The organism is Bartonella sp. AA83SXKL (assembly GCF_042196965.1).
Lineage (GTDB): Bacteria > Pseudomonadota > Alphaproteobacteria > Rhizobiales > Rhizobiaceae > Bartonella.
Genome location: NZ_JBHIRG010000008.1, coordinates 63170 through 87094 on the forward strand (window position 1 = coordinate 63170; position 23925 = coordinate 87094).

At 37.1% G+C, this 23925-nt stretch carries 19 protein-coding genes and 2 tRNA genes; 5 read left to right on the plus strand and 16 right to left on the minus strand.

The genetic code is table 11. The features are described 5' to 3' along the window. Positions 1-30: 30 nt before the first annotated feature. From ACFINO_RS05605 to ACFINO_RS05650, 10 genes are all read right to left on the minus strand, one after another. Positions 31-393, minus strand: a complete 363-nt coding sequence (locus ACFINO_RS05605; protein WP_375633521.1) for a hypothetical protein — start codon at positions 391-393, stop codon at positions 31-33. A 14-nt stretch (positions 394-407) separates the two neighbouring features. Further along, the gene (locus tag ACFINO_RS05610; protein ID WP_375633520.1) at positions 408-725 is read right to left on the minus strand and encodes a DEAD/DEAH box helicase family protein; all 318 of its coding nucleotides are present in this window, start codon (positions 723-725) and stop codon (positions 408-410) included. Positions 726-755: 30 nt separating this feature from the next. Beyond that, positions 756-983 (minus strand): hypothetical protein, encoded by a 228-nt coding sequence (locus tag ACFINO_RS05615; protein ID WP_375633519.1) that lies wholly within the window; start codon positions 981-983, stop codon positions 756-758. A 272-nt stretch (positions 984-1255) separates the two neighbouring features. After that, a complete protein-coding gene (locus ACFINO_RS05620; RefSeq protein ID WP_375655223.1) occupies positions 1256-2170 on the minus strand; it encodes a hypothetical protein in 915 nt (304 codons plus the stop codon). Positions 2171-2172: 2 nt separating this feature from the next. After that, positions 2173-3060: a hypothetical protein gene (locus tag ACFINO_RS05625; protein ID WP_375655224.1), complete on the minus strand. Its 888-nt coding sequence runs from the start codon at positions 3058-3060 to the stop codon at positions 2173-2175. Next, the gene (locus ACFINO_RS05630; RefSeq protein WP_375655225.1) at positions 3053-3889 is read right to left on the minus strand and encodes a hypothetical protein; all 837 of its coding nucleotides are present in this window, start codon (positions 3887-3889) and stop codon (positions 3053-3055) included. The genes ACFINO_RS05625 and ACFINO_RS05630 overlap by 8 nt, the downstream gene beginning before the upstream one ends. Before the next feature lie 291 nt (positions 3890-4180). Beyond that, a complete protein-coding gene (locus tag ACFINO_RS05635; protein WP_375655226.1) occupies positions 4181-4981 on the minus strand; it encodes a hypothetical protein in 801 nt (266 codons plus the stop codon). A gap of 60 nt (positions 4982-5041) precedes the next feature. Next, positions 5042-5224 (minus strand): hypothetical protein, encoded by a 183-nt coding sequence (locus tag ACFINO_RS05640; protein WP_375634862.1) that lies wholly within the window; start codon positions 5222-5224, stop codon positions 5042-5044. A gap of 677 nt (positions 5225-5901) precedes the next feature. Beyond that, a tRNA-His gene (locus tag ACFINO_RS05645) sits at positions 5902-5978 on the minus strand. A 138-nt stretch (positions 5979-6116) separates the two neighbouring features. Then, on the minus strand, positions 6117-7199 hold the full coding sequence (locus ACFINO_RS05650; RefSeq protein ID WP_375655227.1) for a quinone-dependent dihydroorotate dehydrogenase: 1083 nt from the start codon (positions 7197-7199) through the stop codon (positions 6117-6119). A 1300-nt stretch (positions 7200-8499) separates the two neighbouring features. On the opposite strand from ACFINO_RS05650, the gene mscL reads away from it, so the two are divergent. After that, entirely contained in the window at positions 8500-8907 is a 408-nt protein-coding gene (gene mscL / locus ACFINO_RS05655) for a large conductance mechanosensitive channel protein MscL (RefSeq protein WP_026500234.1), read from the plus strand. Positions 8908-8925: 18 nt separating this feature from the next. On the opposite strand, the gene ACFINO_RS05660 is transcribed toward mscL, so the two are convergent. Together ACFINO_RS05660 and ACFINO_RS05665 are read right to left on the minus strand one after the other, a co-directional pair. Continuing rightward, a complete protein-coding gene (locus ACFINO_RS05660) occupies positions 8926-10632 on the minus strand; it encodes an ATP-binding protein (RefSeq protein WP_375655228.1) in 1707 nt (568 codons plus the stop codon). A 1140-nt stretch (positions 10633-11772) separates the two neighbouring features. Next, complete coding sequence (locus ACFINO_RS05665; protein WP_375655229.1) at positions 11773-14334, minus strand: DNA translocase FtsK; 2562 nt, start codon at positions 14332-14334, stop codon at positions 11773-11775. Between the two features lie 460 nt (positions 14335-14794). On the opposite strand from ACFINO_RS05665, the gene ACFINO_RS05670 reads away from it, so the two are divergent. The 3 genes from ACFINO_RS05670 (at position 14795) to rpoH (ending at position 18292) form a co-directional block, all read left to right on the plus strand. Further along, positions 14795-16225 carry an aldehyde dehydrogenase family protein gene (locus ACFINO_RS05670; RefSeq protein WP_375633509.1) on the plus strand — a complete coding sequence of 477 codons (1431 nt, stop codon included), beginning with the start codon at positions 14795-14797 and terminating at the stop codon, positions 16223-16225. A gap of 29 nt (positions 16226-16254) precedes the next feature. After that, a complete protein-coding gene (locus ACFINO_RS05675; protein ID WP_375655230.1) occupies positions 16255-17259 on the plus strand; it encodes an RluA family pseudouridine synthase in 1005 nt (334 codons plus the stop codon). 148 nt (positions 17260-17407) lie between these two features. Continuing rightward, a complete protein-coding gene (rpoH, locus tag ACFINO_RS05680) occupies positions 17408-18292 on the plus strand; it encodes an RNA polymerase sigma factor RpoH (protein WP_375618560.1) in 885 nt (294 codons plus the stop codon). Between the two features lie 203 nt (positions 18293-18495). On the opposite strand, the gene ACFINO_RS05685 is transcribed toward rpoH, so the two are convergent. The 3 genes from ACFINO_RS05685 to ACFINO_RS05695 form a co-directional block, all read right to left on the minus strand. After that, complete coding sequence (locus tag ACFINO_RS05685) at positions 18496-19917, minus strand: hypothetical protein (protein WP_375655231.1); 1422 nt, start codon at positions 19915-19917, stop codon at positions 18496-18498. A gap of 230 nt (positions 19918-20147) precedes the next feature. After that, on the minus strand, positions 20148-21437 hold the full coding sequence (locus ACFINO_RS05690) for an adenylosuccinate synthase (protein WP_375655232.1): 1290 nt from the start codon (positions 21435-21437) through the stop codon (positions 20148-20150). Between the two features lie 383 nt (positions 21438-21820). Next, on the minus strand, positions 21821-22984 hold the full coding sequence (locus tag ACFINO_RS05695) for a phosphoserine transaminase (RefSeq protein ID WP_375613717.1): 1164 nt from the start codon (positions 22982-22984) through the stop codon (positions 21821-21823). A 400-nt stretch (positions 22985-23384) separates the two neighbouring features. On the opposite strand from ACFINO_RS05695, the gene ACFINO_RS05700 reads away from it, so the two are divergent. Further along, positions 23385-23460, plus strand: a tRNA-Phe gene (locus ACFINO_RS05700). A gap of 99 nt (positions 23461-23559) precedes the next feature. Here the strand turns inward: ACFINO_RS05700 and ACFINO_RS05705 are convergent. Continuing rightward, positions 23560-23763, minus strand: coding sequence for a helix-turn-helix transcriptional regulator (locus ACFINO_RS05705; protein WP_375606917.1), 204 nt, complete (start codon positions 23761-23763; stop codon positions 23560-23562). Positions 23764-23925 lie beyond the last annotated feature (162 nt).

Genomic DNA, 23925 nt, shown 5'->3' on the forward strand with positions numbered 1-23925 from the left:
AGCTCACGTCCGCCCGTAACGCGATACAGATCATCGCCGTCTCACTGTAACTGTTTTGCGGCTCACCGTGCCATTCTTTCCCGCAATATCCAACTCTAAGCGCGCCTTAAAGCCATGTTTGTGTGATACGGATTTCAAGGCAATATAGGAACGGTTAAAATCTTGCTCTATCTGATTAGAAGAAACACAAATTTGCTTTACCAGTCCTTTTTGATAAGCATCAACAGGTGTTAAACGATATAAAAGATTAATCTCATCTTTATGCGTGGCACTATAGCGGAAAACACAAAGCGGGTTAAGGCTCGCAATAGCCTCCTTCGCTTTTGCTGTATTATCCACCGATTGCGGTTCATCTATGATCACAATCGGTTTTGTGTCTTGGATATAGCGCATAGCGCTTTCGCCATTCAGTCTATCTTGCGGAAGGTTGATAATATTTTCTGCTTTTTAAATGCATCAATATTGATAATCATAATTTCAATATTGCTAGAGCTTGCAAATTGGCGAATTTGCGAAAGATCTTTTGAATTATAAATAAAATAACGATAGGGCAGATTATCAAACTCTGCTTGAAAATGCTCCCTTGTTACCTGAAGTGATTTATATACCCCTTCGCGAATAGCAACACTTGGTACGACAATAATAAATTTGGTAAAGCCATAGCGTTGATTTAACTCAAAAATCGTCTTGCTATAGACATAAATTTTGCCTGTTCCCGTTTCCATCTCAATAGAAAACTGCTTTTGCTCTAGCGTCTAACTCGCCAAGAGTTTATTGTTCTGTTGCACCTCTCGTAAATTTGCTAATATGCTTTCATCACTGATCAATAATTGATTACCATAACCAAATTCATTTAACGCTAATTGTCCTTGTTCTGAATGCAAAGAAAAAGAAGAATTCCGTTGTGGCTGGCCTTTAAACAAATCAATGACGCTTTTAACCGCATCATTTTGAAATTCTTGTTGTTTAAATTTAAGTCTCATATCGCCGCCTCAAGATTCCCATCTTCAATCTCATGGAGGATAATAGAAAGGAAAACACTAGAAAGTTACATGATAGCATATTTGCAAACTCCCATATGCACGTGGACAGTGGCACACCCTCCCCCCAATTAGTGCAGAAATGACGTCGCTCTTGGTACTGGACGCGTTACGTCGGTGCTAACCTTCTCTATTTTTTTGCAGAACAGAAAGCGCGTATCAGGCTCTCTAGCCATACTTAGAGTACGCAAAATTATTCATCACTCTACAACACTTTAAGCGCGCAATTTTATGTTTTGTATTAAAGGATTTTTGCTTTCAAAATATATGAACAACATCACACAAAGTAGAATAAACAAGCTGCCCCCAACATTAAACCAAACCTTCTCTGTAACCAGCACTGTTGCACCGAAACAGTTAGCAATAGCGTGGACAAAAAAAGGCGCACACGCATAAAATTTAGAGCGCGTAACAACACCACGATACGCCAAGCATGTATTGAAAATATGCATAAGTATGACGCTCATTAAAGCACACAAAAAAATACTCGCTTGCGTCCAGGAATAAAAAATTACATACTCATTGGCTAATAACCTAGATCGAATAGGCCAGCCATTATAAACAAGGAAAGGCCCTAGCGCCTTATAAACTAATTCGCATAAACCCCAGCCTATGCCAATATTCAGCGGCAAACGCCACAACAAACTAGGCGAGCACCGATAAAACTTAGTAACTAACCAACGACGCATAGCTTCTTCTGCTACAACAAAAAAAACCGAAAATGTTAAAAATAAAAAAACAAGCGCCAGCCCCTGCTCTGCACGACTCTTGGTTTCAACAATACTCATCATATAAAGCGTTTTTATTACAGATTGCTCCCAAAAAGCAATAAACCCGCCAGCAATGCAGCTAGCAACAAACCATCCCACAGCACCAGCGACAACCAATTTGAACTTCAGAAAATGATGAAACACACATAGAAGAAAAACAACGCCAAGCACTTGCAGTAAACGTAAGGCATCAAGTTTATGTTCTGTTTCCGAGTAACGCCATACTAACAGAACAATCACCCCAAAAACTATGCCGCTCAACAGCACATTTATCCAACTAAATGTAGAGCGAAAAAAATTATAAATGACAGCGCCATAAATAAGGACTGCGAGAAGCGAAGTAATAAATAAAACCAACATTATTATGCCCCCTCATTTACTACAGCGTAACTGCTATTTTTCTTCATGGATAATCTGTCTTGCACAAAATCATAAATTTGCCGCATAAGAGCAAACATAAGAATAGTAGCGATTGTATAATGCCCAATTGCAAGAAGTTCTGGCTCAGCGGCCCGCCATGAAAAGCGCGCCCAAGCCGCCAAGCATTGTAAAAGCAAGATAAGAACAAAAAAACGCCATTTCTTGTCAAGGAAAACCACAAGCATTAAGAAAGTTGATAAAAGACTCAGAGCTATAATAAACGCATAATATATTACCGTCTCAAGTAAAAAAAGTAAGGCGTCCCTATCAAGACTAAAGGCTCCTTTTAGGATCTTCACAGCTTCTGGTAGAGATGTAAGCAGTGCAAGCCCTATAGCAGCCCCCCAAATCCCCATTCCCACGCCCAGTGCTGCCTCTACACCATTGCCATTATCTTCTGCCACCCAATGAGAGAGCAAAAAAAACTGCATAATCGCCATGCCTATAGGGAATAGACCAACAGCAAAAACAATATTAGGCGTACTATAAGCAGAAAAATCAAAAATTAAACTACCTATCATACGCATAAAGCCGTATAGAAAAAAAATCAAAAGCACATAACAACCAGCGCTTGCCCCAATAATCGCCTTCGTGCCTTTAAACGCTTTAACCAAAGAGAGTAACCAGCGGTACCCCAATATAAGCGAAAGCGCCAAAACATAATAAGGAAAATAACTCACAGCGCCATAAACATAAAGAAAAACAAGACACAAAACAACGAGCAAGAAAACCAAATGTTCAACCAATGTTTTTTTCTTCATCAAAGGAAAAATAATCAGCACCAGACAAAAAACGGCGCCGATAACAGATAATGTCAATTTGTCAAGCATTATGGTAAGCCTCAGAAATAGAATTTATTAATATTGCGTAGTCTGAAGAAATGCCAAACATAGACAAAAGATCAACCGCAAAATGAATTACAAAAGGCAGATAGAAATAGGCCTTGCGCTTATCTTGGAAACCAAGATACATAAAGCGCGTATTTACACCATGCATCAATACAATCATGCCCGCGGCAATAAGATAGCTGATCGCTTGTGGACAAGATTCAAATGCGACATAGCCCGCCATTTGTGGCGCCCTATCAACACGGTAATTCAAGTAAAGAAAAAGAGCTGGGAGGGTCTTATAGCATAAGTCTAGAACACCCCAGCCCAGCCCGAAATAAAGGACCTCACGCGCAGCTAATTCTGGCTTATATACGCGAAGCAACCACAAACGCAAAAGCTCCGCAGTTAAAACTGATATCAAAAGGATAAAAAAGGGATAGTTTGCAGCAACCCCACTCATGTAATGCACCACCTGCTGCTGGCTATTATTAGCAGCAGACAAAGCAGGCAATGGCAACAAAGAGCTCAAATATACAAAACCTGCCCCAATACACAAGGCAGCAACTGCACCACAGAATCCAAGAACTAAATATTTATATGAGTAGCGCTCGTGCAGAATTAAAAGCACGCCAAGATAACATACCAAAAGCAAAAAAGATAAGTCTGAAAGCCCACTTTCACTATGTGGATAAGCGAAGATGATAGCGCAGGAAAGGCCAGCTAGCCCCCCCAAAATGACGCGCTCGCCCAACAAGCCATTGTTTTTAAGGAGACGAGGGCTGAAACTTATCCCAAAACTAAGCAGCATTCCAAAAATTAAGTCAGACATATAATTTCCTTAAAGCGCCTTGCCCTCCCAAGCATACCAAGATATTATTGCGGGAGAAAAACTCCCTGCTAAGAGGCTGATAGCGTACCCCTTAGCAAGGACTTTACCTTGTTAAAAAAGCCAGGTCAAACAATAATTTCACCACTTAGAGCGAGCACAATTCCAACCAGCTTTAGCAATACCCGCGGCTGCGCCACGGGACCCTGCCTACTATTGCTCCAGAAACTGCCCCTCCTGGGTTGGCTGCTCTAGGCTTTAGGATAACCCAAAGAACTATAGCCTTCTGTCTTCTCACTCAGTTTTCTTTTTAAACGGGTTAATCACGCTAAGCTTCACATTCTTTGATTTAATGTAACGCGCGTACACATAAACAACAAACATCAAACAAATCCAATTTCTAACCATTCTATAGTCATCATCTGTATGAACAAACGCTACATAATAAGAAACAAAGAGGCTAAAAAACAGCTCTGCAAGAACATCAAGGACCAACCAATAATATTTCTTTGTAGTAACAAAGAGAACCATCAAAAATGTCAAAAAAACTTGGCCCGTTAGAATAGCAAAACCAAACACCGCATAATCAAACATTTTTTTCACTGCCTCCCTGTTTGCAAAACCTATCTGTTGATAGATTTCTCGAAGGTCTGATAAAAGCAGTGATGACACAAAAAAGACGCCTATGGCAAACCCACAGCCAATGCAAATGCTTAAATCTAGCACTGACATAGATTTTTCCTTCAAAGCTTTAGCAATTAGGACATAGCGAGCCCCCTCTATCATCAACGGAATAATGAAAAGCAGATAAATATAGCTCGAAAGCTGCAGATCAAAAAAATCTAACAGAAGGTCATCACTCATAACAATAAAACCAGCTGCGATGAAAAAAATGGGGCAACTTGCGATAATGGACAAACTAAAGCATTTTATATTGTTTACTATATTGGGTATAAATTCAATGCAAAAAGAAAGAAAGAACATAATTATAGCAACATGAGAAGATGTTATCGACACATGCCAAACCACAGACAAAAATAAGCGAGCACTAAACCAAACGCGCCCATAGCTCCTCCTGTGTAATATTCCAAACATAAAGGTGGCACCTTTTACAGTACCACCATTCTAGGCTTTAGGATAACCCAAAGAACTACATCAAAAGTGCATCAACATCCCACCACCTGAATTAGCAATAGATTGACCCAAAAACTGTGTGCCACACTGGACAGCAGCCACACCATAACCACCATAACCGCCTATGGTGTCTCCGAATTCATTGCCTACAATTTGCCCAAAGCTTGCTGAGGCCATGGTAGTAGCAGGATTACGCGATGCCACTGCTCCTAAGAAAAGACCACCCAGGAAGCCAACCTTACTACCATACTTGCTACCAAACGCAGTACCAGAGTTATATTTGCTACTAAAATTATCGGCACTGCAATAATCGTGCGAACCACTTGAACTTCCCATTTATTTTCCCCAATTTATTGTATAAATAAATCCCCCAAGGTTACTTATGTTCCCGCGCCAGAATGGCTTACCCATAATTAACCACCGAAACACCCCTGGAGATATGAATGCACTTTCATGCAAGTTCATATTTATAATATATAGTTGACAAAATTAAGGGCATTGTGTCAAAAATATGGCATATTTTAGTAAATTTATGCTTACTTATTTTATGTGTTTAAACTTAATGGTTTATATTATGAGCAATAATAATGAAAGTAAAATAGGATTCTCTTGGTTTACAAAATATACTAAAAGTATATAAATATACTGATAGAGATATTTATTATTGCAATTGCAATCAGAATTATAGATTTAGTTAACCCGTTTATATTTCAAGCGATTATTGATCGTATCATTCCGTTTTGGACAAAATTTGAGAAAAATCATCCGCGCAAGGTCTCTGCTCCGTGACGGCTCACACGCAAAAAAGCCCGCCAAGCACGGCTTTTAACCGCCTCACAAAACGCCAAAAATAAGAATTAGAAAAGTTGTAACAAGACAAATGGTACGGTTGGTGGGATTTGAACCTACGACCTCTGGTGCCACAAACCAGCGCTCTAACCAACTGAGCTACAACCGCATAAAAAGCAAATGTATCATAACTGTTCACGATTTCGTAAACATTTATTCTTCGCTTATGTGACATAAGGAAAATCAACAAAGTTTGCAAGCCCCTTTAAAAAAATCTCGCAATTTTTTGTGAAGAAAAAAGCGTTTTTTACAAAGGAAATTTTGCCCAATGCTCAAGACTATGATCACGATAGTCTTTTATGTTATCAACACCGTCTTGTTGCATCATCTGCAAAATCTCTTGCAGAATAGTTATGACAAGATTTGGACCTTCATAAACCATCCCACTATATAATTGAATTAAATCTGCACCAGCTTTTACTTTTTCCAAAGCGGTTTGTGCATCCTTTACACCGCCAACACCAATAATGGCAATCTCCTTCCCTAACTTTTGACGCATTTTTGCAAGCACAATAGTAGAACGTTCAAAAAGTGGACGTCCAGAAAGCCCTCCCTTTTCATTGCTGAGGTGGCTATTGCTAAGACCTTGGCGTGAAAGAGTCGTATTGGAAACAATGAGTCCATCAAAATCAGAAAGTTTTATTTCTTCAGCAATATCATCCAATTCTTTCTCTGATAAATCGGGAGCAATCTTTAAAAAAATGGGAATGGAGAATCCATGCTTTTTCTCTTGCTCATTTCGCGCTTGCGAAACTGCACTCAACAAAAGATGCAAACTGTTACGGGCCTGTAAATCACGTAAACCTGGTGTATTAGGAGAAGAAATATTAACCGTAAAATAATCAGCAACATCATAAAAATGAGCAATACCAACAGTATAATCATCAATCTTATCGACCGTATCCTTATTGGCTCCAATGTTGACTCCTACAACACCAGTTTTTTTACGCGCACGCAATCTGTTGTAAACAACTTGATGTCCATCATTATTAAAACCCATTCTATTAATAATCGCTTCATCTTCTTTTAAACGAAAAAGCCGTGGTTTAGGATTTCCAATCTGAGGCTTTGGTGTCACTGTCCCAATTTCAGTAAAACCAAATCCTAACCGAAAAATACCATCTACAACCTCTGCATTTTTATCAAACCCCGCTGCGAGACCAATAAATTTTTCAAACTCAAGTCCTGCAATAGTTACACACAATCGTTTATCGACAACCTTTTGACAACCATTTAATCCACTTTTCAGCCCGAGAATCGCTAAACCGTGTGCTTGCTCTGGATCCAACATAAATAAGGCAGAACGGCCAATACAACGAAAAAAACTCATCAATCCTTCTCCACAACATAAAAATGATCCATCGCACCTCACCTATATCTTTTAACACAAAAGATTACCAATCAAAGAGAGCATATTATCCAAATAATATTCCTCTTCTAAAAGAAAACTCATCACATAATAGCCATACATGTTTATATTGATGTATACTGTGTAAAAAACTTTTTATTCTAAAAAATGTTTCTCTTTTTCGACATTTGTTAAAGATTAAAATATGAATCCTAATCTTATAAAATGCAGCATAAATTGAAACATCAAAGGCTCTTCACCATAGTCATGGTTTTGTAACGTCTCATGCAGGCAAATTATCTCTATTCCCAAAGTTCCTTTGTGTAATATCGTTTCCAATAGAAACAGAGCTTGCTTTATAAAGCTATTTTTTCCTAGCATTTATAGAATACATGGTTCATAAAGTCATCTAAATTCATACTATTGTTGCACCATTTATTAGTAACAGAATGTTCAATCAATTTATACTCTATTGATAAAATTTTGAGAAATCTGCGTTGTTTCCTTTGCCATTTCTGATGCGTTAAATACAATTCTGCATCTATTAAGTGCTCTGTCTAACATATGTTTCAAGTAATGACAGTTGATCATTGAACTCACACATCATACCAACGACTTTCAAACCAAAATGATCTTGCAAACCCTATAGCTCTGCTATTTATAAACTGATACAATCTTCCAGCAGATGAAATGTGTTTCTTCCATCGGAATTATCGCCATTTTAGCTCATGCAACCCAATACAAATAGCTTTTAGATAAGCCATAATGCCCTCCTAATTGCTATTATCGCTTACTGAATTAAGAGGAATTAAATTATAAGTTTTACTTCTGTCTCATTTATCTATTTCTTCTATCAGCGCTGAAATATATTTTTTATTCCTAAATTTTCTTTTTATAATAAAATGTTATGCCAATATATGCACTTCATTTGAGAAGCTTTCTGATAGCTCAGCTTTCAACACTGCCCATTTTGTGGTATTGTGTAAAAATCTCTCTTTTTAATGTTAAAATAAAAATCTTGAGGCAATTATATAAATTAAGCTACAGTTTTCTACTTTCTGTTGAAAAAGCAAATATAGTTTTTATCAAAAAAGCTTTTTTCTAGGAAATATTCTATGTACATTCAAATAGAGCCCTAAAGCTCTTTATTAAACCTTATAAAGTTCTTTGAAAATAATATTAATATCGTAATATAATCCTAAAAATAAAATCTGCCCTTTCCTTTTTCATCAAAAGCGGTAAGTAAATTACCGTATATCGCTTATATAAAGGGGAAAACGCAATGCTTAAAGAATTCAAAGAATTTGCCCTAAAAGGTAATATGATTGATCTTGCTATCGGTGTGATTATAGGGGGTGCTTTTGGTAGCTTGGTCAACTCAATTGTCAATGATATTTTTATGCCAATCATTGGGCTGATTACGGGTGGAATTGATTTTTCTAATATGTTTATTCAACTTGCTGGCGAAAAACAAGCAACATTGAGTGCCGCCAAAGCAGCTGGAGCAACCATTAGCTATGGACACTTTATTACTTTACTTATCAATTTTCTCATTATTGCTTGGGTTCTTTTTTTATTCGTTAAAGCTATGAATAAAATTCGTAGAAAAGAAGAAGAAAGCCCAAAAAAAACGTCTTCAGAAGAACAACTTTTAACAGAAATTAGAGATCTTTTGGCTAAGAAAAAATAATTTTATGCAAGATTTACATCATGGAACACGAGGAAAAAACATTTCCACAGTTGTTCCATGATTGGGTTTTGAGAACAGTAAAAATTGTCCCCCTCTTTCTTCCACCATTGCTTTACACATTGGAAGGCCTAAACCTGTTCCCATAAAAGCGCTATCACCAGATCGGCCATCTTTGCGCTCTACTTGACCATAAGGTTGCAGTGCCTGTATAATTTCTTCTTCGTTCATCCCTATACCATTATCACTCACTGAAATTTTTACACGTTCTTTTCTATAAGAAACGTGAACAATAATCTGTCCACCCAAAGGTGTAAAACGAATAGCATTGGAAAGAAGATTCCATATAATCTGGCGAAACACTTGTTGTGATACAGGAATAAATGGAACGTGAGGTGGAGCAACAATACGCATGATAATGCCGTTCTGATTGGCTTGAGTTTCAAGAAAAGCTATCGTTGCACGTAAACAAGATATTACATCAAATGTTTCATAAGTAAGGGAAGAATCAATCTGATTATCGGAACCAGAATAATTTATCTTCGAGCACTCTAGTAATTGATTAATCAGCAATAATATATGTTTTCCAGAGGAAATAATATCGCGTAAATATCCATGATAGCGCTCATTTTCTATCGAACCAAAACGGCCTTCTCTCATAATTTCTGCAAAACCAATAAGAGCATTCAAAGGTGTTCGTATTTCATGAACAACTCCAACGATTTTATCCTCTTCTGCTTTTTTTTCTCCTGATGGAACTGTTTGTGTCCTATCACGCAACATAACAGCATAATTGCCTTGCTTTGCCAAAAATACAATCGTTATCAAAACGGTTATATTTTTATGATTTTTTGTCATTAAATCAGCGGTTTCACTGCGATTTAAAACCTGATTTTTTCCCTCCATACGGATTGATTTAAAATATTTTTCAACCAAAAGTCGGCTTTGCAAAGTAAATAATGAAGAGAATAGCTGTCCTCGTAGTTCATTTATTTCATAACCCATTAATGCTAAAGCTGCCCTACTCGCCGATTGAATAAAGCCCTCTTCATCCAACCATAAAACACCATCTGTTGCTGTATCCAACAATGATAAAACTGCAGCGGGCTCTTTTACGAGAGCTTGTTCTATAGCATTTACCGACAATGTTTGTGCATATGGTAACTGAATAGCTGTTTCTTCAACTAAATTTTCTTCTTTTACCGATGAATTCAATTCATCACGCAATTGCTCTGCAATTTCACGAAAAGCTGAGCGTTCTATCTCCGTAAGACATAGCATTTCTGTTTCTAGCTTTTCATTTCTTTTTTCTTGGACTTTTTTTTGTATTTTTAAAACACCAAAGCCACGAAACCCCTTAAGCTGCTTTGTAACATCAAAAATTGGCAAAGCCGACAATTCAACATCAAGCCATTGTAAGCAACCATCAATAGGCCATTGAACAATCTCTTTACTCCAAGGCATAGCCGCTTCAATAAAATGACTGAGAACCAGATATCGATCATCATTAAATTGATGAGCAAGCTCATGAAAACTACACCCTAAAATAGAAGAAGAGAGAGGACCAACAACTTCAGCTAGCTCTTTTGAGACTTCACAAAACAAACCATTGTGATCGATTTCCCACGTAAAAGGCCGTGGCAAAAGCTCTGGTGTAAAACGAAAAGCTTCTTGCTGACATTTTAATTCATTTGTATTTAACTTTAACTCATCTGCTTTTAATGGCATAACTAAAACTAAAAAGTGTTGGATTTACTCTCAAATGAATAATGCTAATTTGTTTACAATTATCTGTTCTGGTTATAATAACTTGATATCTCATATCAATTGTCTGTAGCAAAATTTTGACTGTTTCATCAACAAAACAAGAATAAAAAGAAGCTTCCAGCTCTGGTTGCTTATTCACCCATTATTGTAATAAATCTTGTTACAATAATGATAACATCTCCCTCGCATAAATAGTACTCAAAAAGAATACACTTATTTTACGCATTCATGCGCCTGTTTTGAAAAAATATCTCCTAAGATCCCCAAGCTTATTTTACGACAGCATCCGTAAATGGTGTAATGTAAAGGTCCCTATAGAGGATATCAAGGCATTGTGCATTACCATTTTTATGCTTATAAAAGAGCTGGTTAGCACCATCATTATACTAATTTCAGCCCCTAATGTCACCAATAGTTCTTAGCATTTGAAGGCATTCATAAGCAGCATTTTTAACTTTTTTACTCCTACATTATTATGATACGCAAGGAAATGGTTTTAATTGTTTCAACAGAAACAGATTTGAAATGAGAAAATCTTACAATGTTTGAGACTTTTATTCACTGTGAATAATGATAAATTACTATCAATCAATATACTGCATTATAAAAATCTCTTTTTCAAATAAAGCTTCTCGTAAGAACACCTTTCTTGAGCCAATAATATCAAATGATAATAAATTCAGCGTAGCGCTTTAAAGTACCCCATGCAACAGAACTTGCATATTGGGCATTTTTTATGATGCTCTCAATAATCTTCCAAAGATCTTTCTTTCATTAGAATCGCTACAAAAGAAAAAAAATATGCCACCGCACTATTTTATTAAAAAATTCTCTGTAAAAAAGAGAACACAAATCATATGTCCTCATATAAAGATTTGTTTAATTTCTTTATATTCCAGATCATTTAGAAATGTTAAAAATATCTCATAATCTCCTTTGATATCAGCTTGTTTACCTCATCAGAAGTCTTAATACAAAAGATCGCTTTTTCTTTATTACTCTCCATTTAAATTTTTAATATTATATAAAAAAATAAAACAAGCACATTTAAATAATGACTGTCAGATATTTAAAAAATTGCATATTTTTAAATGTGTTTGTTTATTTTCCTTCATTGAGTAAAATTTCACGTTTTCCAACATGATTAGCGGCTCCAACAATGCCTTTTTCTTCCATCCGCTCGACGAGAGAAGCTGCTTTATTATAGCCGATTGAAAGTCGGCGCTGAATATAAGATGTTGAACATTTTTTATCACGCATAACAATTTTTACAGCTTGGTTATAAAGTTCCTCACCCTCTTCATCAAAATTTTCTTCCTCAGAAATTCCAGCAGCTGAATCAGCAGAATTATCCTCTTTGTTATCGTCTTCATTATCTGTTACCGTTGCTAAATAATCAGGTTTACCTTGCATTTTTAGATGTGCAACGATGGATTCAACTTCTTCATCAGAAACAAAAGGTCCATGAACGCGCACAATGCGTCCACCACCTGCCATATGAAGCATATCCCCCTGACCTAAAAGTGTTTCAGCACCTTGTTCACCCAAGATCGTACGACTATCAATTTTTGATGTTACTTGAAAAGAAATGCGGGTAGGAAAGTTCGCTTTAATTGTACCTGTGATAACATCAACAGAAGGACGTTGCGTTGCCATAATAAGATGAATACCTGCCGCACGCGCCATTTGCGCTAAGCGCTGAATGGCATTCTCTATCTCTTTCCCTGCCACCATCATAAGATCAGCCATCTCATCAACAATCACAACAATATAAGGAAGCTGCGTGAGATCCATGGCTTCTTCATGATAAAGCATTTCCCCTGTTTCCTTATCAAAACCCGACTGAACAGTACACATGATCGTTTCGCCTTTTTGAGCTGCAAGTGCAACGCGTGCATTAAAACCATCAATATTACGCACACCCAACTTAGCCATTTTGCGATAACGCTCTTCCATTTCACGAACCGCCCATTTTAAAGCTGTTACTGCTTTTTTGGGATCTGTGACAACGGGTGTTAAAAGATGTGGAATGCCATCATAAACAGAGAGCTCTAACATTTTAGGATCAACCATGATCAAACGACACTGCTTTGGTGTCATACGATAAAGAATCGACAAAATCATTGTATTAATTGCAACAGACTTGCCTGATCCTGTTGTTCCTGCAACCAATAAATGAGGCATTTTTGCTAATTCTGCAATGACAGGTTCACCATTAATCCCTTTCCCCAAAGCAAGAGCAAGTTTAAATTCACTTTCACGAAAAGAACGTGTTTGGATTAATTCCCGTAAATAAACAGTTTCACGAACCGCATTGGGTAACTCAATCCCGATAACATTACGTCCAGGAATTACAGCAACGCGTGTAGAAATAGCAGACATAGAACGCGCAATATCATCAGAAAGATTAATAACGCGCGATGACTTTACACCCGCAGCGGGTTCAAATTCATACATTGTTACCACTGGCCCTGGATGAACATGGATAACTTCACCCTTAATGCCAAAATCTTCCAAAACACTTTCCAAAAGTCCAGCACCACGTTCTAATGTTTCTTGAGGAATCATCGTACCTTCGTGAAAAACAGGTTCCTGTAATAAGTTGATCGGAGGAAATTCATAAACATCACAGTCAATAGATTGAATATTTTGCATAAAAGCAGAATCATAATTACCTAATGGCATACGAGTAGATTGCAATGTTTTAGTTTTACTGTTTGCTTGCATCACAGAAAAATCTTTTGAATTCTTTGTGACGGCTTTGTTTATACAATCAACAGTATTATTGGCGACAATATTATTGGTATTTTCAGTCTCTATACTAACCCCTGCATCACTTAACGCCCCTGTATTACTTAACGTATGAGCAGAATCTTCAACAGAAAGCTTAGAATGACACTCTTTATTTGTATGCATTAAATCAGAAATTTTCTCAACACCTCGCATTCTTTCCGCTGGAGATTCTGATGTAATTGAATCATAGAGTTGTGGAAAGCGGTATTCAAGAACACGGTAAAGAGCAGTTATTGACTCATCAAAGGCTGTGGGGATATCAGGTGTGAGTTCATTTGTCTTGTCAATTGATGTTCCATCCTCTTTTGAAGTTTGAGTCTCCACATGTTCAAATATCAAAGATTCACACTCAAAAAAAGCATCATCGGAAAGATGCAACGCAGGTTTTATTTTTTGTAGCACATTTTCCACTTGTAATTTATGTTCTTGTTTATCCTCCTCAAGTGGAATATTTGCTGACGGCATATGAATAGCTTGTCGTGATAACTGCTTCAAAACCGTTGAATGACAAACTGATGTTTTATTCTCTATTGATTGAGGATTAATGACTTTTTTTGTCGAAAGAATATTTGTTGTTTTCTTGTTACAACGTACAATACCTGTATCTGTAATTTTTTTTTGATCTTGCTTCGTAAAAATTTTAAACTGTTTTGCAAAAACTGGATCTGTTTCTATACGACGACGCAAAATCTCAACTTCTGGGGTTCTCGTGAAACGGACGTTTTTTCCGAGGGCAAATGCCTTTTTCCACACTTCCGGATAAGGAAATATCTCAGTAATCTTAACAGATAAATCTTCTCTTGATGCACCTTTTGTACCATCATCAGAAAAAGAAGACGTAGAAATAGATTTTGTTTTCGAATTATGCATGGCGCCCAACAAATTTATAGCAATGAGAAAAATAACCTTTTCAAAAAGAATTCGTAGAAACTATCATACGAAGGTTAATAACCTTTTGCTGATGGTTACTTTTAAATGAAAAAAATAGTGCCATAATGCATATTCATAATCTGCCTTTTGCATATTTACGATATAAATTGCCTAGTTTATGGTGTCATAGAGCTCGTATTTCATTTGTTTTGAAGAAAACTTCATGATAAAAAAGCTTCAAGAAAATTGTCTATGCCTCTCTTTCTCTCCCTTTTCATAAAAGAAACTAGTTTCAATAATACAATAAGCATTGCTCTATTGAATTCTCCATGATCAATTATCACAATATAATCTAATTTCTCGCGTTTTTATAAGATTACCCTTGTTATCCTCGTTTAAAAAGGCTTAGACTAAGACAATCATAATTACATAAATACAAATAGAAAAAAGGGAGTGAATTATGTTTAATAAACGGAAATTTTATATCAATGGTCTATGGGATGAGCCAAGCACTCCTCACGATTTTGACGTCATTAATCCATCAACAGAGGAGACTTGTGCTGTCATTAGCCTTGGAAGTACAAAAGATGCCGATAAAGCAATTAATGCGGCTAAAGAAGCCTTTCAAAAATGGAAAACAACATCACCAAATGAGCGTCTTGGATTTGTTGAGAAAATTCTAGAGATCTACGAAAAACGTTCCAAAGACATGGCAAAAACCATTTCAATGGAAATGGGGGCACCAATTGATATGGCGCTTAATGCGCAAACTGCAACTGGCAGTTCCCATATTCGCAATTTTATCGAAGCTTATAAAGAGTTTTCGTTCCAAAAAACTTTAATAAAGGGAAATGAGCAAGCAATCCTTCACTACGATCCTATCGGCGTCGTAGGATTAATTACGCCATGGAATTGGCCCATGAATCAAGTAACTCTTAAAGTTATTCCTGCTCTCTTGGCTGGCTGTACCATGGTGTTAAAGCCCTCTGAAATTGCGCCTCTTTCTGCTATGCTTTTTGCTGAATTTTTAGATGAAGCCGCACTTCCAGCCGGTGTTTTTAATTTAATCAATGGTGATGGTGCAACTGTCGGCTCTTACCTCTCTGCACATCCAGATTTAGAAATGATCAGCTTTACTGGTTCAACTAGAGCAGGAAAAGATATTTCTAAAAATGCCAGCGCTACTTTAAAAAGAGTCTGTCTGGAACTTGGGGGAAAAGGAGCGAATATTATCTTTGCTGATGCCGACTCAGATGCTGTTCAACGTGGTGCACGACATTGCTTTTATAATAGTGGACAAAGTTGTAATGCACCAACTCGTATGCTTGTGGAACAGAGCATCTATGACAAAGCCGTGAAAATAGCCAAAGATATTGCAGAAACAACAAAAGTAGGACCAAACTGCCAAGAAGGAAATCATATTGGGCCCATTGTTTCAAAAAAACAATATGATAAAATTCAAGATCTTATCCAATCGGGAATTGATGAAGGTGCAACTCTTGTTGCAGGCGGGACTGGTTTACCAAACGGAATGGAACGCGGTTATTATGTCCGTCCAACAGTCTTTGCTGATGTAAAACCTCATATGCGTATTTTTAAAGAAGAAATCTTTGGTCCAGTTCTCTCGATTCTTTCTTTTAGTACAGAAGAAGAAGCCGTCGCTTTAGCGAATGAGACTGAGTATGGTCTTACAAACTATATTCAATCGCAAGATCGCAACAAATGTCGTCGTATTGCGGCACAAGTACGCTCTGGTATGGTAGAAGTTAATGGACATGGATTACCCAGTGGAAGCTACTTTGGAGGTGTAAAATTTTCTGGGCGCGCTCGTGAAGGAGGACATTGGGGAATTAAAGAATTTCTCGATAGTAAAGCAATTTCGTACTGGTAAAATCTTATTAAAAACTTAATAGGAATCGTATGGTAATACAGAAAATAACGGATGAAGGTGCTCTTGGGCAACGTCTTGATCAGTGGCTCGCAAAACAATATCATGACGTGCTCTCACGTTCGCGTTTGCAAACCCTCATCCGTGAAGGCTGTCTTAAAATTGATGGTCAATTCATAAAGGAACCAAAAACAAAATTAAAACCTAACCAAATAATTGAATTGGAAATGCCGGACCTTCGTGATGCAGAACCTAGCGCTGAAGCCATTGCATTGGACATTCTTTTTGAAGATGATCATATCATTGTTATTAACAAACCAGCTGGTCTTGTTGTTCATCCTGGGAATGGAAATTGGACCGGTACATTGGTTAATGCCCTTATTTACCACTGTGGGAATAGTTTATCTGGTATAGGTGGTGTTAAACGCCCTGGCATTGTCCATCGTCTTGATAAAAATACAAGCGGTGTTATGGTTGTTGCAAAAAATGATCTAGCTCATAAAAGTCTCAGTGCTCAATTTTCTGATCATGGACGTACCTGCGCATTAGATCGACGCTACCATGCCTTGATTTGGGGAACACCTCAGCGCAATGTCTGGACAATTGATGCATCACTTGGCCGTTCGCCCCATAACCGGACAAAGCAAGCTGTCATCCATAACCAAAACCTTTATGCTCGTCATGCTGTTACACATGTTTCTCTGCTTGAAAAATATGGCTCTCATGCAGACTCAACATCTTTTGCTAGCCTTCTGGAATGTCGCTTAGAAACTGGACGCACCCATCAAATCCGTGTTCATATGACTCATATGGGGCACCCACTCATAGGCGATACAGTTTATGGAAACGCTTTTAAAACAAAATCAAACACATTCAACCCCACTATTAGAAATGCAATCGATCAATTCAACCGACATGCACTCCATGCTGCAAGTCTTACTTTTGAACATCCTTCTACCGGTAAAGTTATGTCGTTTTCCGCACCACTGCCTCAAGATATGGCTAAACTTATTAAGCTTTTTAAAAAAATGAATTGAAACTTTTCCCCTTCTCAAGATTTCACAATAAAATATCTTTTTTTGAACAAAATTGAAAAATATGCTAGAGTGAGGTTATGAGGATAGTTAGCTATCTAAAACATAGAATTTGCCTTATCAGGGAATTCAGATGAAAGGAGGGTGCTATATGGCCCATATGAATTTATTATCAGTAATGACAGGTGATGGTGGTTTAAACCGTTACTTGGAAGAAGTGCGTCGTTTTCCAATGCTTGAGCCAAAAGAAGAATATATGTTAGCTCAGCGTTACCGTGAGCATAATGATCTAAAAGCTGCGCATAGGCTAGTAACCAGCCATTTGCGTCTCGTAGCTAAAATCGCGATGGGATATCGGGGCTACGGACTTCCCATTGGGGAAGTCATTTCAGAAGGCAATGTTGGACTCATGCAAGCTGTTAAACGTTTCGAACCAGAGCGGGGTTTTCGTCTTGCAACCTATGCAATATGGTGGATTAAAGCGTCAATCCAAGAATATGTATTGCGCTCTTGGAGTTTGGTGAAAATGGGGACAACAGCTAATCAAAAGCGCTTGTTTTTCAACCTTCGTAAGTTAAAAAGTAAACTTCAAGCACTTGATAGTGGCGATCTCAATGCAGAACAAGTGAAAGAAATTGCAACCCAGTTGAATGTCACAGAAGATGAAGTTGTATCAATGAATCGTAGGCTTGGTGGTGACACTTCACTCAACGCACCAATTCGGACAAAAGAAGGAGAAAACAGCGAGTTACAAGATTGGTTGGTGGATGAATCTAACGATCAAGAACAAATTTTAATTGAAAAAAGTGAATTAGAAAATCGCCGTTCCATGCTCATAAATGCCATGGACAATCTCAATGAACGCGAAAAACGTATATTCAAAGCGCGTCGTTTAAATGATGTACCACTAACCCTAGAAGAACTCTCTGGTGAATTTAATATTAGTCGAGAACGAGTAAGACAAATTGAAATGCGTGCATTTGAAAAAGTACAAAACTCTATCAAAGATTCTACTTTATCTCAAAGTCAAGTGTAAAACCTAGAGTTAAGTATAAAGCCAATGGTTTACACATTCTTTAAATGTGAAAATGAAAAAAAGCATGCCTTGGCTTTATACTTGTAAATTAGTCTATCGAATTCTTTACGTTATTGATATGTAAAGATTTAGTGAGTGTATTTGGTATATAATTGATAAAGACGGTCGTGGAAAATTCTTCACAGCCGTTTACTTTTTTGCATCTATGTTTTATTTTTTTGACCAAGAACTGTTAACTTATCTTGTTGTGCAAGCCATTGTCCAATAACTTCATTAAAAATAGACTTACCTGTTGGTCCTTTTGCAAAGGTTAATTCACTTATACGCCCATTTTTATCCGTTAACACCAAACGCATCCAATCTAATTCTCGCATCAATTGTAAATTTCGATCAAGAAATGGATGATTACCACTTAATGCGACAAGAAAAAAGTCATCGTTAATCTTTGCAGCAATGGTTCTTGTTAAAGCCTGTCCAATGGATTGTTCACTTGCTTTAAAGGTTAATGCTTGAACCTTGCTTATAGCTTTACCTGAAAATTTATCCGAAAGAATAAAAATAAGGTCCATAATATATGAAGCAGGAAATGACTGATCGGTATTACGACGTAAAATTAACCGCAATGATATCCCTTCATCAGGAATTGTTATATCACCTTGTATAGTTGTTTCTTCTGGAGACCCCTTCACTTGAGACTCTTTTATAAGCGTCCAGCGAGCACTTCCCGTTGCTATCTTTTCTGCATCATAATTTGTACGTGCTTGATAGAAAACAGCTTCACCTGATTTTTCAAGCGATTGCAAATTGCTATCAACAACTGTTGAGAGTACTTCTTCATCCGAAGAATCTATCGCTTGTTTTAAACCAACATCAATTTCACTTCCATCCTCTAATAAGCGTTGTGTTAACTTTCTCTTAATTGGAAATGCCTTTGGTACTCTGTGAGAAGCTTGAAGATTTTCTTCTAAAAACTGATAATCATTTGATACAAATACACGCTCACCAACAAAAAAAATACCAACAATTAAAACAACAAAACTAACAACAAAAACAGCACTTATCACAATACGCCTTTGCACTAACGATTTATTAGCACGACGTAAAGCCTGAGAAAAAATGTGCGAAACAATATGCGGATTATCTTCCTGCGAAGGAGAAATCTTTAACACACTGCTATTAACATGCTGAGAAGGCACATCAGCCTCCATATTAACAGGCTCTGCATCTGGTATATCTGATACACAAAGCTCAACAAATACCTTGTTATCCTTTGAACGTGTAACAAAATCCTGCTTTCTTTTTATGTTTACCTCTGACAATTCATTATTCTTTGGTAATATAGTTTTTTTTGTAACTTTCTTATCTTCATTTATATTTGTGGGATTCCACCCAATAACTGAAGAAAGCCGTTTCTTTTCAACTGCTAAATATTCTCCTTCAACAGTTGCAATAGAACTTTGAAGAATCTTTCTTTGTTCATCCGCTATTGCTTGTGGTATTTTTGCTGTTACAAATTGATGTTCTAGTGTTTCGGTAGCCCGCTTATAAATCCGCTTACGCACTTGTGGTGTAATATTATTTTGTGCATTAATTGTCTTTTTTAAGATTCCAACGAAATCTACCATTTCCTCTATAATCTCTCTTAAACTGAGAAAAAATCAATAGTAAAGCCAAAAAACTTTATTTTAGCCTTCTAAATTGGTTGCCATTTAATATTGGTACAACATAATGTAAAATGAATATGAAAAATAAACAATGCTATTTTGCACCTTTCTCTTACGTGCTCTTAAAAACTTTTTTTGTAAAAAGATACAAAAATGAACAGAGAACATATATAGAAACCTAAAAACAATAATCAATTAACAAAGGGATCCGTAATAAGAATAGTATCTTCACGCTCTGGACTTGTGGATAATAAAGCCACTTTTGTATTAATCAGTTCTTCAATATAGCGTATATATTTAATAGCCTGCACTGGTAAATCTTCCCACCTCAATGCATGTGCTGTTTCTTTCTTCCAACCTTCTAATGTTGCATAAATAGGCTTCACCCGATCCTGAGCTCCCATGGAAGAAGGTAAATAATCAATCCTTTTACCATCAAGCTCATAACCAATACAAATTTTTATTTCATCCAAACCATCTAAAACATCAAGTTTTGTCAATGCTATACCTTGAACACCGCAAATTGTTACCATCTGACGTACTAAGACAGCATCAAACCAACCACATCGACGCTTTCGACCCGTTACAACACCAAATTCATGTCCACGCACTCCCAGAAATTCACCAATATCATTTATCTGCTCTGTCGGGAACGGCCCTTCTCCAACGCGTGTAGTATAAGCTTTTGCAATACCCAAAACATAATGGATTGCATCAGGTCCCATCCCCGAACCTGTACATGCTTGCCCAGCAACTGTATTAGATGACGTTACATAAGGATAAGTTCCAAAATCATTATCTAATAAAGCACCTTGCGCACCTTCAAAAAGAATGTGTTTACCTCCTCGATAACCTTCATCTAAAAGACGCCACGTACAATCCATAAAGGGCAAAATTTTATCCGCAACTTGCATCAATTCATCATAAAGCGCTTGAGAATCAATCTCTGCAACACCCATCCCACGACGCAAAGCATTATGATGCCTCAAAAGCCGCTCAATCTTAGCCATAAGTGTATCTTTTTCTGTTAAATCCATCACTCGGATAGCACGACGTCCCACCTTATCTTCATAAGCCGGTCCAATACCGCGCTTTGTTGTACCAATCTTTAAACCAGATAAACCGCTTTCTCGAATTGCATCAAGATCACGATGCAACGAAAGAATCAAAGGAGCATTTTCAGCAATACGCAAAATTTCTGGTGTGATTTTTACACCCTGATTACATAGTTTTTTTACTTCTGCAACAAAATGATGAGGGTCAACAACAACACCATTACCAATAATTGATAACTTGCCACGCACTAAACCAGACGGTAAAAGTGATAATTTATAACTGACTCCATCAACAACCAATGTGTGGCCAGCATTATGCCCCCCCTGATATCTCACCACGATATCTGCTCGCTCAGACAACCAATCTACAATTTTACCTTTGCCTTCATCACCCCATTGTGTACCGACAACAACTACATTGGCCATAACTTTCTCCGTCGTGTTTGGTCAAAAAAACCAGCATTCAAAAACAAAAACTTCTTTATAACGAAACCTTAGAGCAAGTGCGACTCCTCATTTCAGATTTTTCTCAATCTTCAAGTGATTAAATTTTCAAATTTATGATAATAAAGATAAGCAAATACCAAAATATTTTAAATCTGTCATTTTTGCTACAAAAAGTAAAAAAATAGAGATTTTAATTTGTGCGTATCCAACACCTGACAGAGCATTTATTCCTCCTCTTAATCTTTTACAATTCATGTAATATTTAGAGGCTGTTTGTCTGATACAAGAATACGAAAGATCATCATAATCTCTCGTATCCTTTTTCTGTTTAAAAACACCCTGTGAAAATCACCAGTAATTATTTAAAGCTGTGCTTTTTCAACTTGGAACGCCCACTCAAGCCATTGTGTTAAAATTTCAAGATCGGAAGCCTCAATTGTTATACCCGCCCAAATTCGAAGCCCAGGAGGAGCATCGCGATACGAACCGATATCATAAGCAACCCCTTCCTCATCAAGACGCTTCACAACCGCTTTTATAAAAGATACTCGCTTTTCCGTATCCAAAGCAGTAATCACTGGATCCACAATATCTAAACAAATAGCGGTGTTAGAACGCACTTCAGGATCTTTTGCCAAATATTCTAACCATGGCGTTTTGCGAACAAAAGCATCAAGTACAGAAAAATTTTTCTCAACCCGTGCTCTTAATGCCGCTGCACCTCCTAGAGATTTTGCCCACTTCAACCCATCAAGGAAATCCTCAACACAAAGCATAGAAGGTGTATTGATGATCTTTCCTTTAAAAATATCTTCGTTCAATTTTCCATTTTTTGTCATATAGAAAAGTTGGGGCATAGGCCAAGCTGGAACATGATTCTCAAGCCTCTCAACAGCACGAGGACTTAAAATCACCATACCATGTGCAGCCTCGCCTCCCAAAACTTTCTGCCATGAAAAAGTAACAACATCTAATTTTGAAAAATCAAGATATTGCGCAAAAGCTGCCGATGTTGCATCACAAATGGTCAATCCAGCCCGCTTATGCGGAATGAAATCTGCATTAGGAATACGCACACCAGAAGTTGTCCCATTCCATGTAAAAACAACATCCCGATCAAAGTCAAGTTGTGTTAAATCTGGTATTTCACCATAAGGAGCTTCAAAACGACGCACATCAGAAAGCTTTAATTGCTCGACAACATCTTTATTCCACCCAAACCCAAAACTTTCCCACGCTGCCATATCAATGCCACGCTCACCTAATAGAGACCATAGAGCAGCCTCAACAGCACCGGTATCTGATCCTGGCATAATTCCTATACGATGATCAGAAGGAACCTCAAGAATCTCACGGGTTAAATTAACAACTTCAGCAAGTTTTAATTCTGCTTCTCTAGATCTATGTGAACGCCCAACTAATGCATTTTTAAGAACATCAAGAGTCCAACCAGGCCGTTTGCTACAAGGACCTGAAGAAAAATTAGTATTATTGGGACGATTACTTGGTTTTTGTAACATTATCATTATTTCTCCCCTTTTAGATGTTTTTCTTTCTTTATAAAGAAAAACAAATTATTATAAAGACTAATCAATAATCTTTTTAGAAAAAAGTCAAAAATATTGTCTATTATTGCGTATGCTTAAAATTCACGGAAACTTTATAAAAAATCTTTCTTAATCATGCCTCTCGATTGATTCTTTTAATTTTTTTTCGTATCATCACCACAATAAGACAGCATTTTAATAACAATACACTAAACTATCCAATATACCTATCAAATTTATTTTATGATAAAGATTCATTGATAACGCTCTAGAATAGGGAGATAAACTTATTAAAAAATCAATTATTTTTCTTTTGATGACTGGACAGAGAAAATTTTAATGTTATAACCGCAAACGCTTTATATTTTTTATGAAGCATGCCCAGATAGCTCAGTTGGTAGAGCAGCGGACTGAAAATCCGCGTGTCCGTGGTTCGAATCCGCGTCTGGGCACCACTTTTTGTGTTTAACATATTGAAATATATAGATTTTTTCTTTAAATAGCCATTTTCAGACCACCTTTTAGACCACCTTCTGCAGTTTATATAATTTCACCTAATTTGTTCTTATTTGCTCCGTATTTTTCTTTGGAGTAAAAGCTAGGATCTCTTTTTTTCTCCACCTCACTGCTCTCCCTAGCTTATATGGCTCCGGAAACAACCCCTGAAGCACCCAATTGCGAATCGTTGTTGTGGATACACTAAAAAGCTGTGCACACTCACGTGTCGTTACATATCTATCTCCATCATCAAATATCATCTCATTACCTTTCTCTTTTTTATGTTAATTAAATGGGTGGGAGTGCTGGAAGGCATGTGAAGCACTCCAACTTTTAAAAATTTGCAAGTTTATTTTTTAGATGTGCTTAATTTCATATTTCCAATCAGGCAATTGAGTAAGAGCTAATGCGAGTTGTCCTCT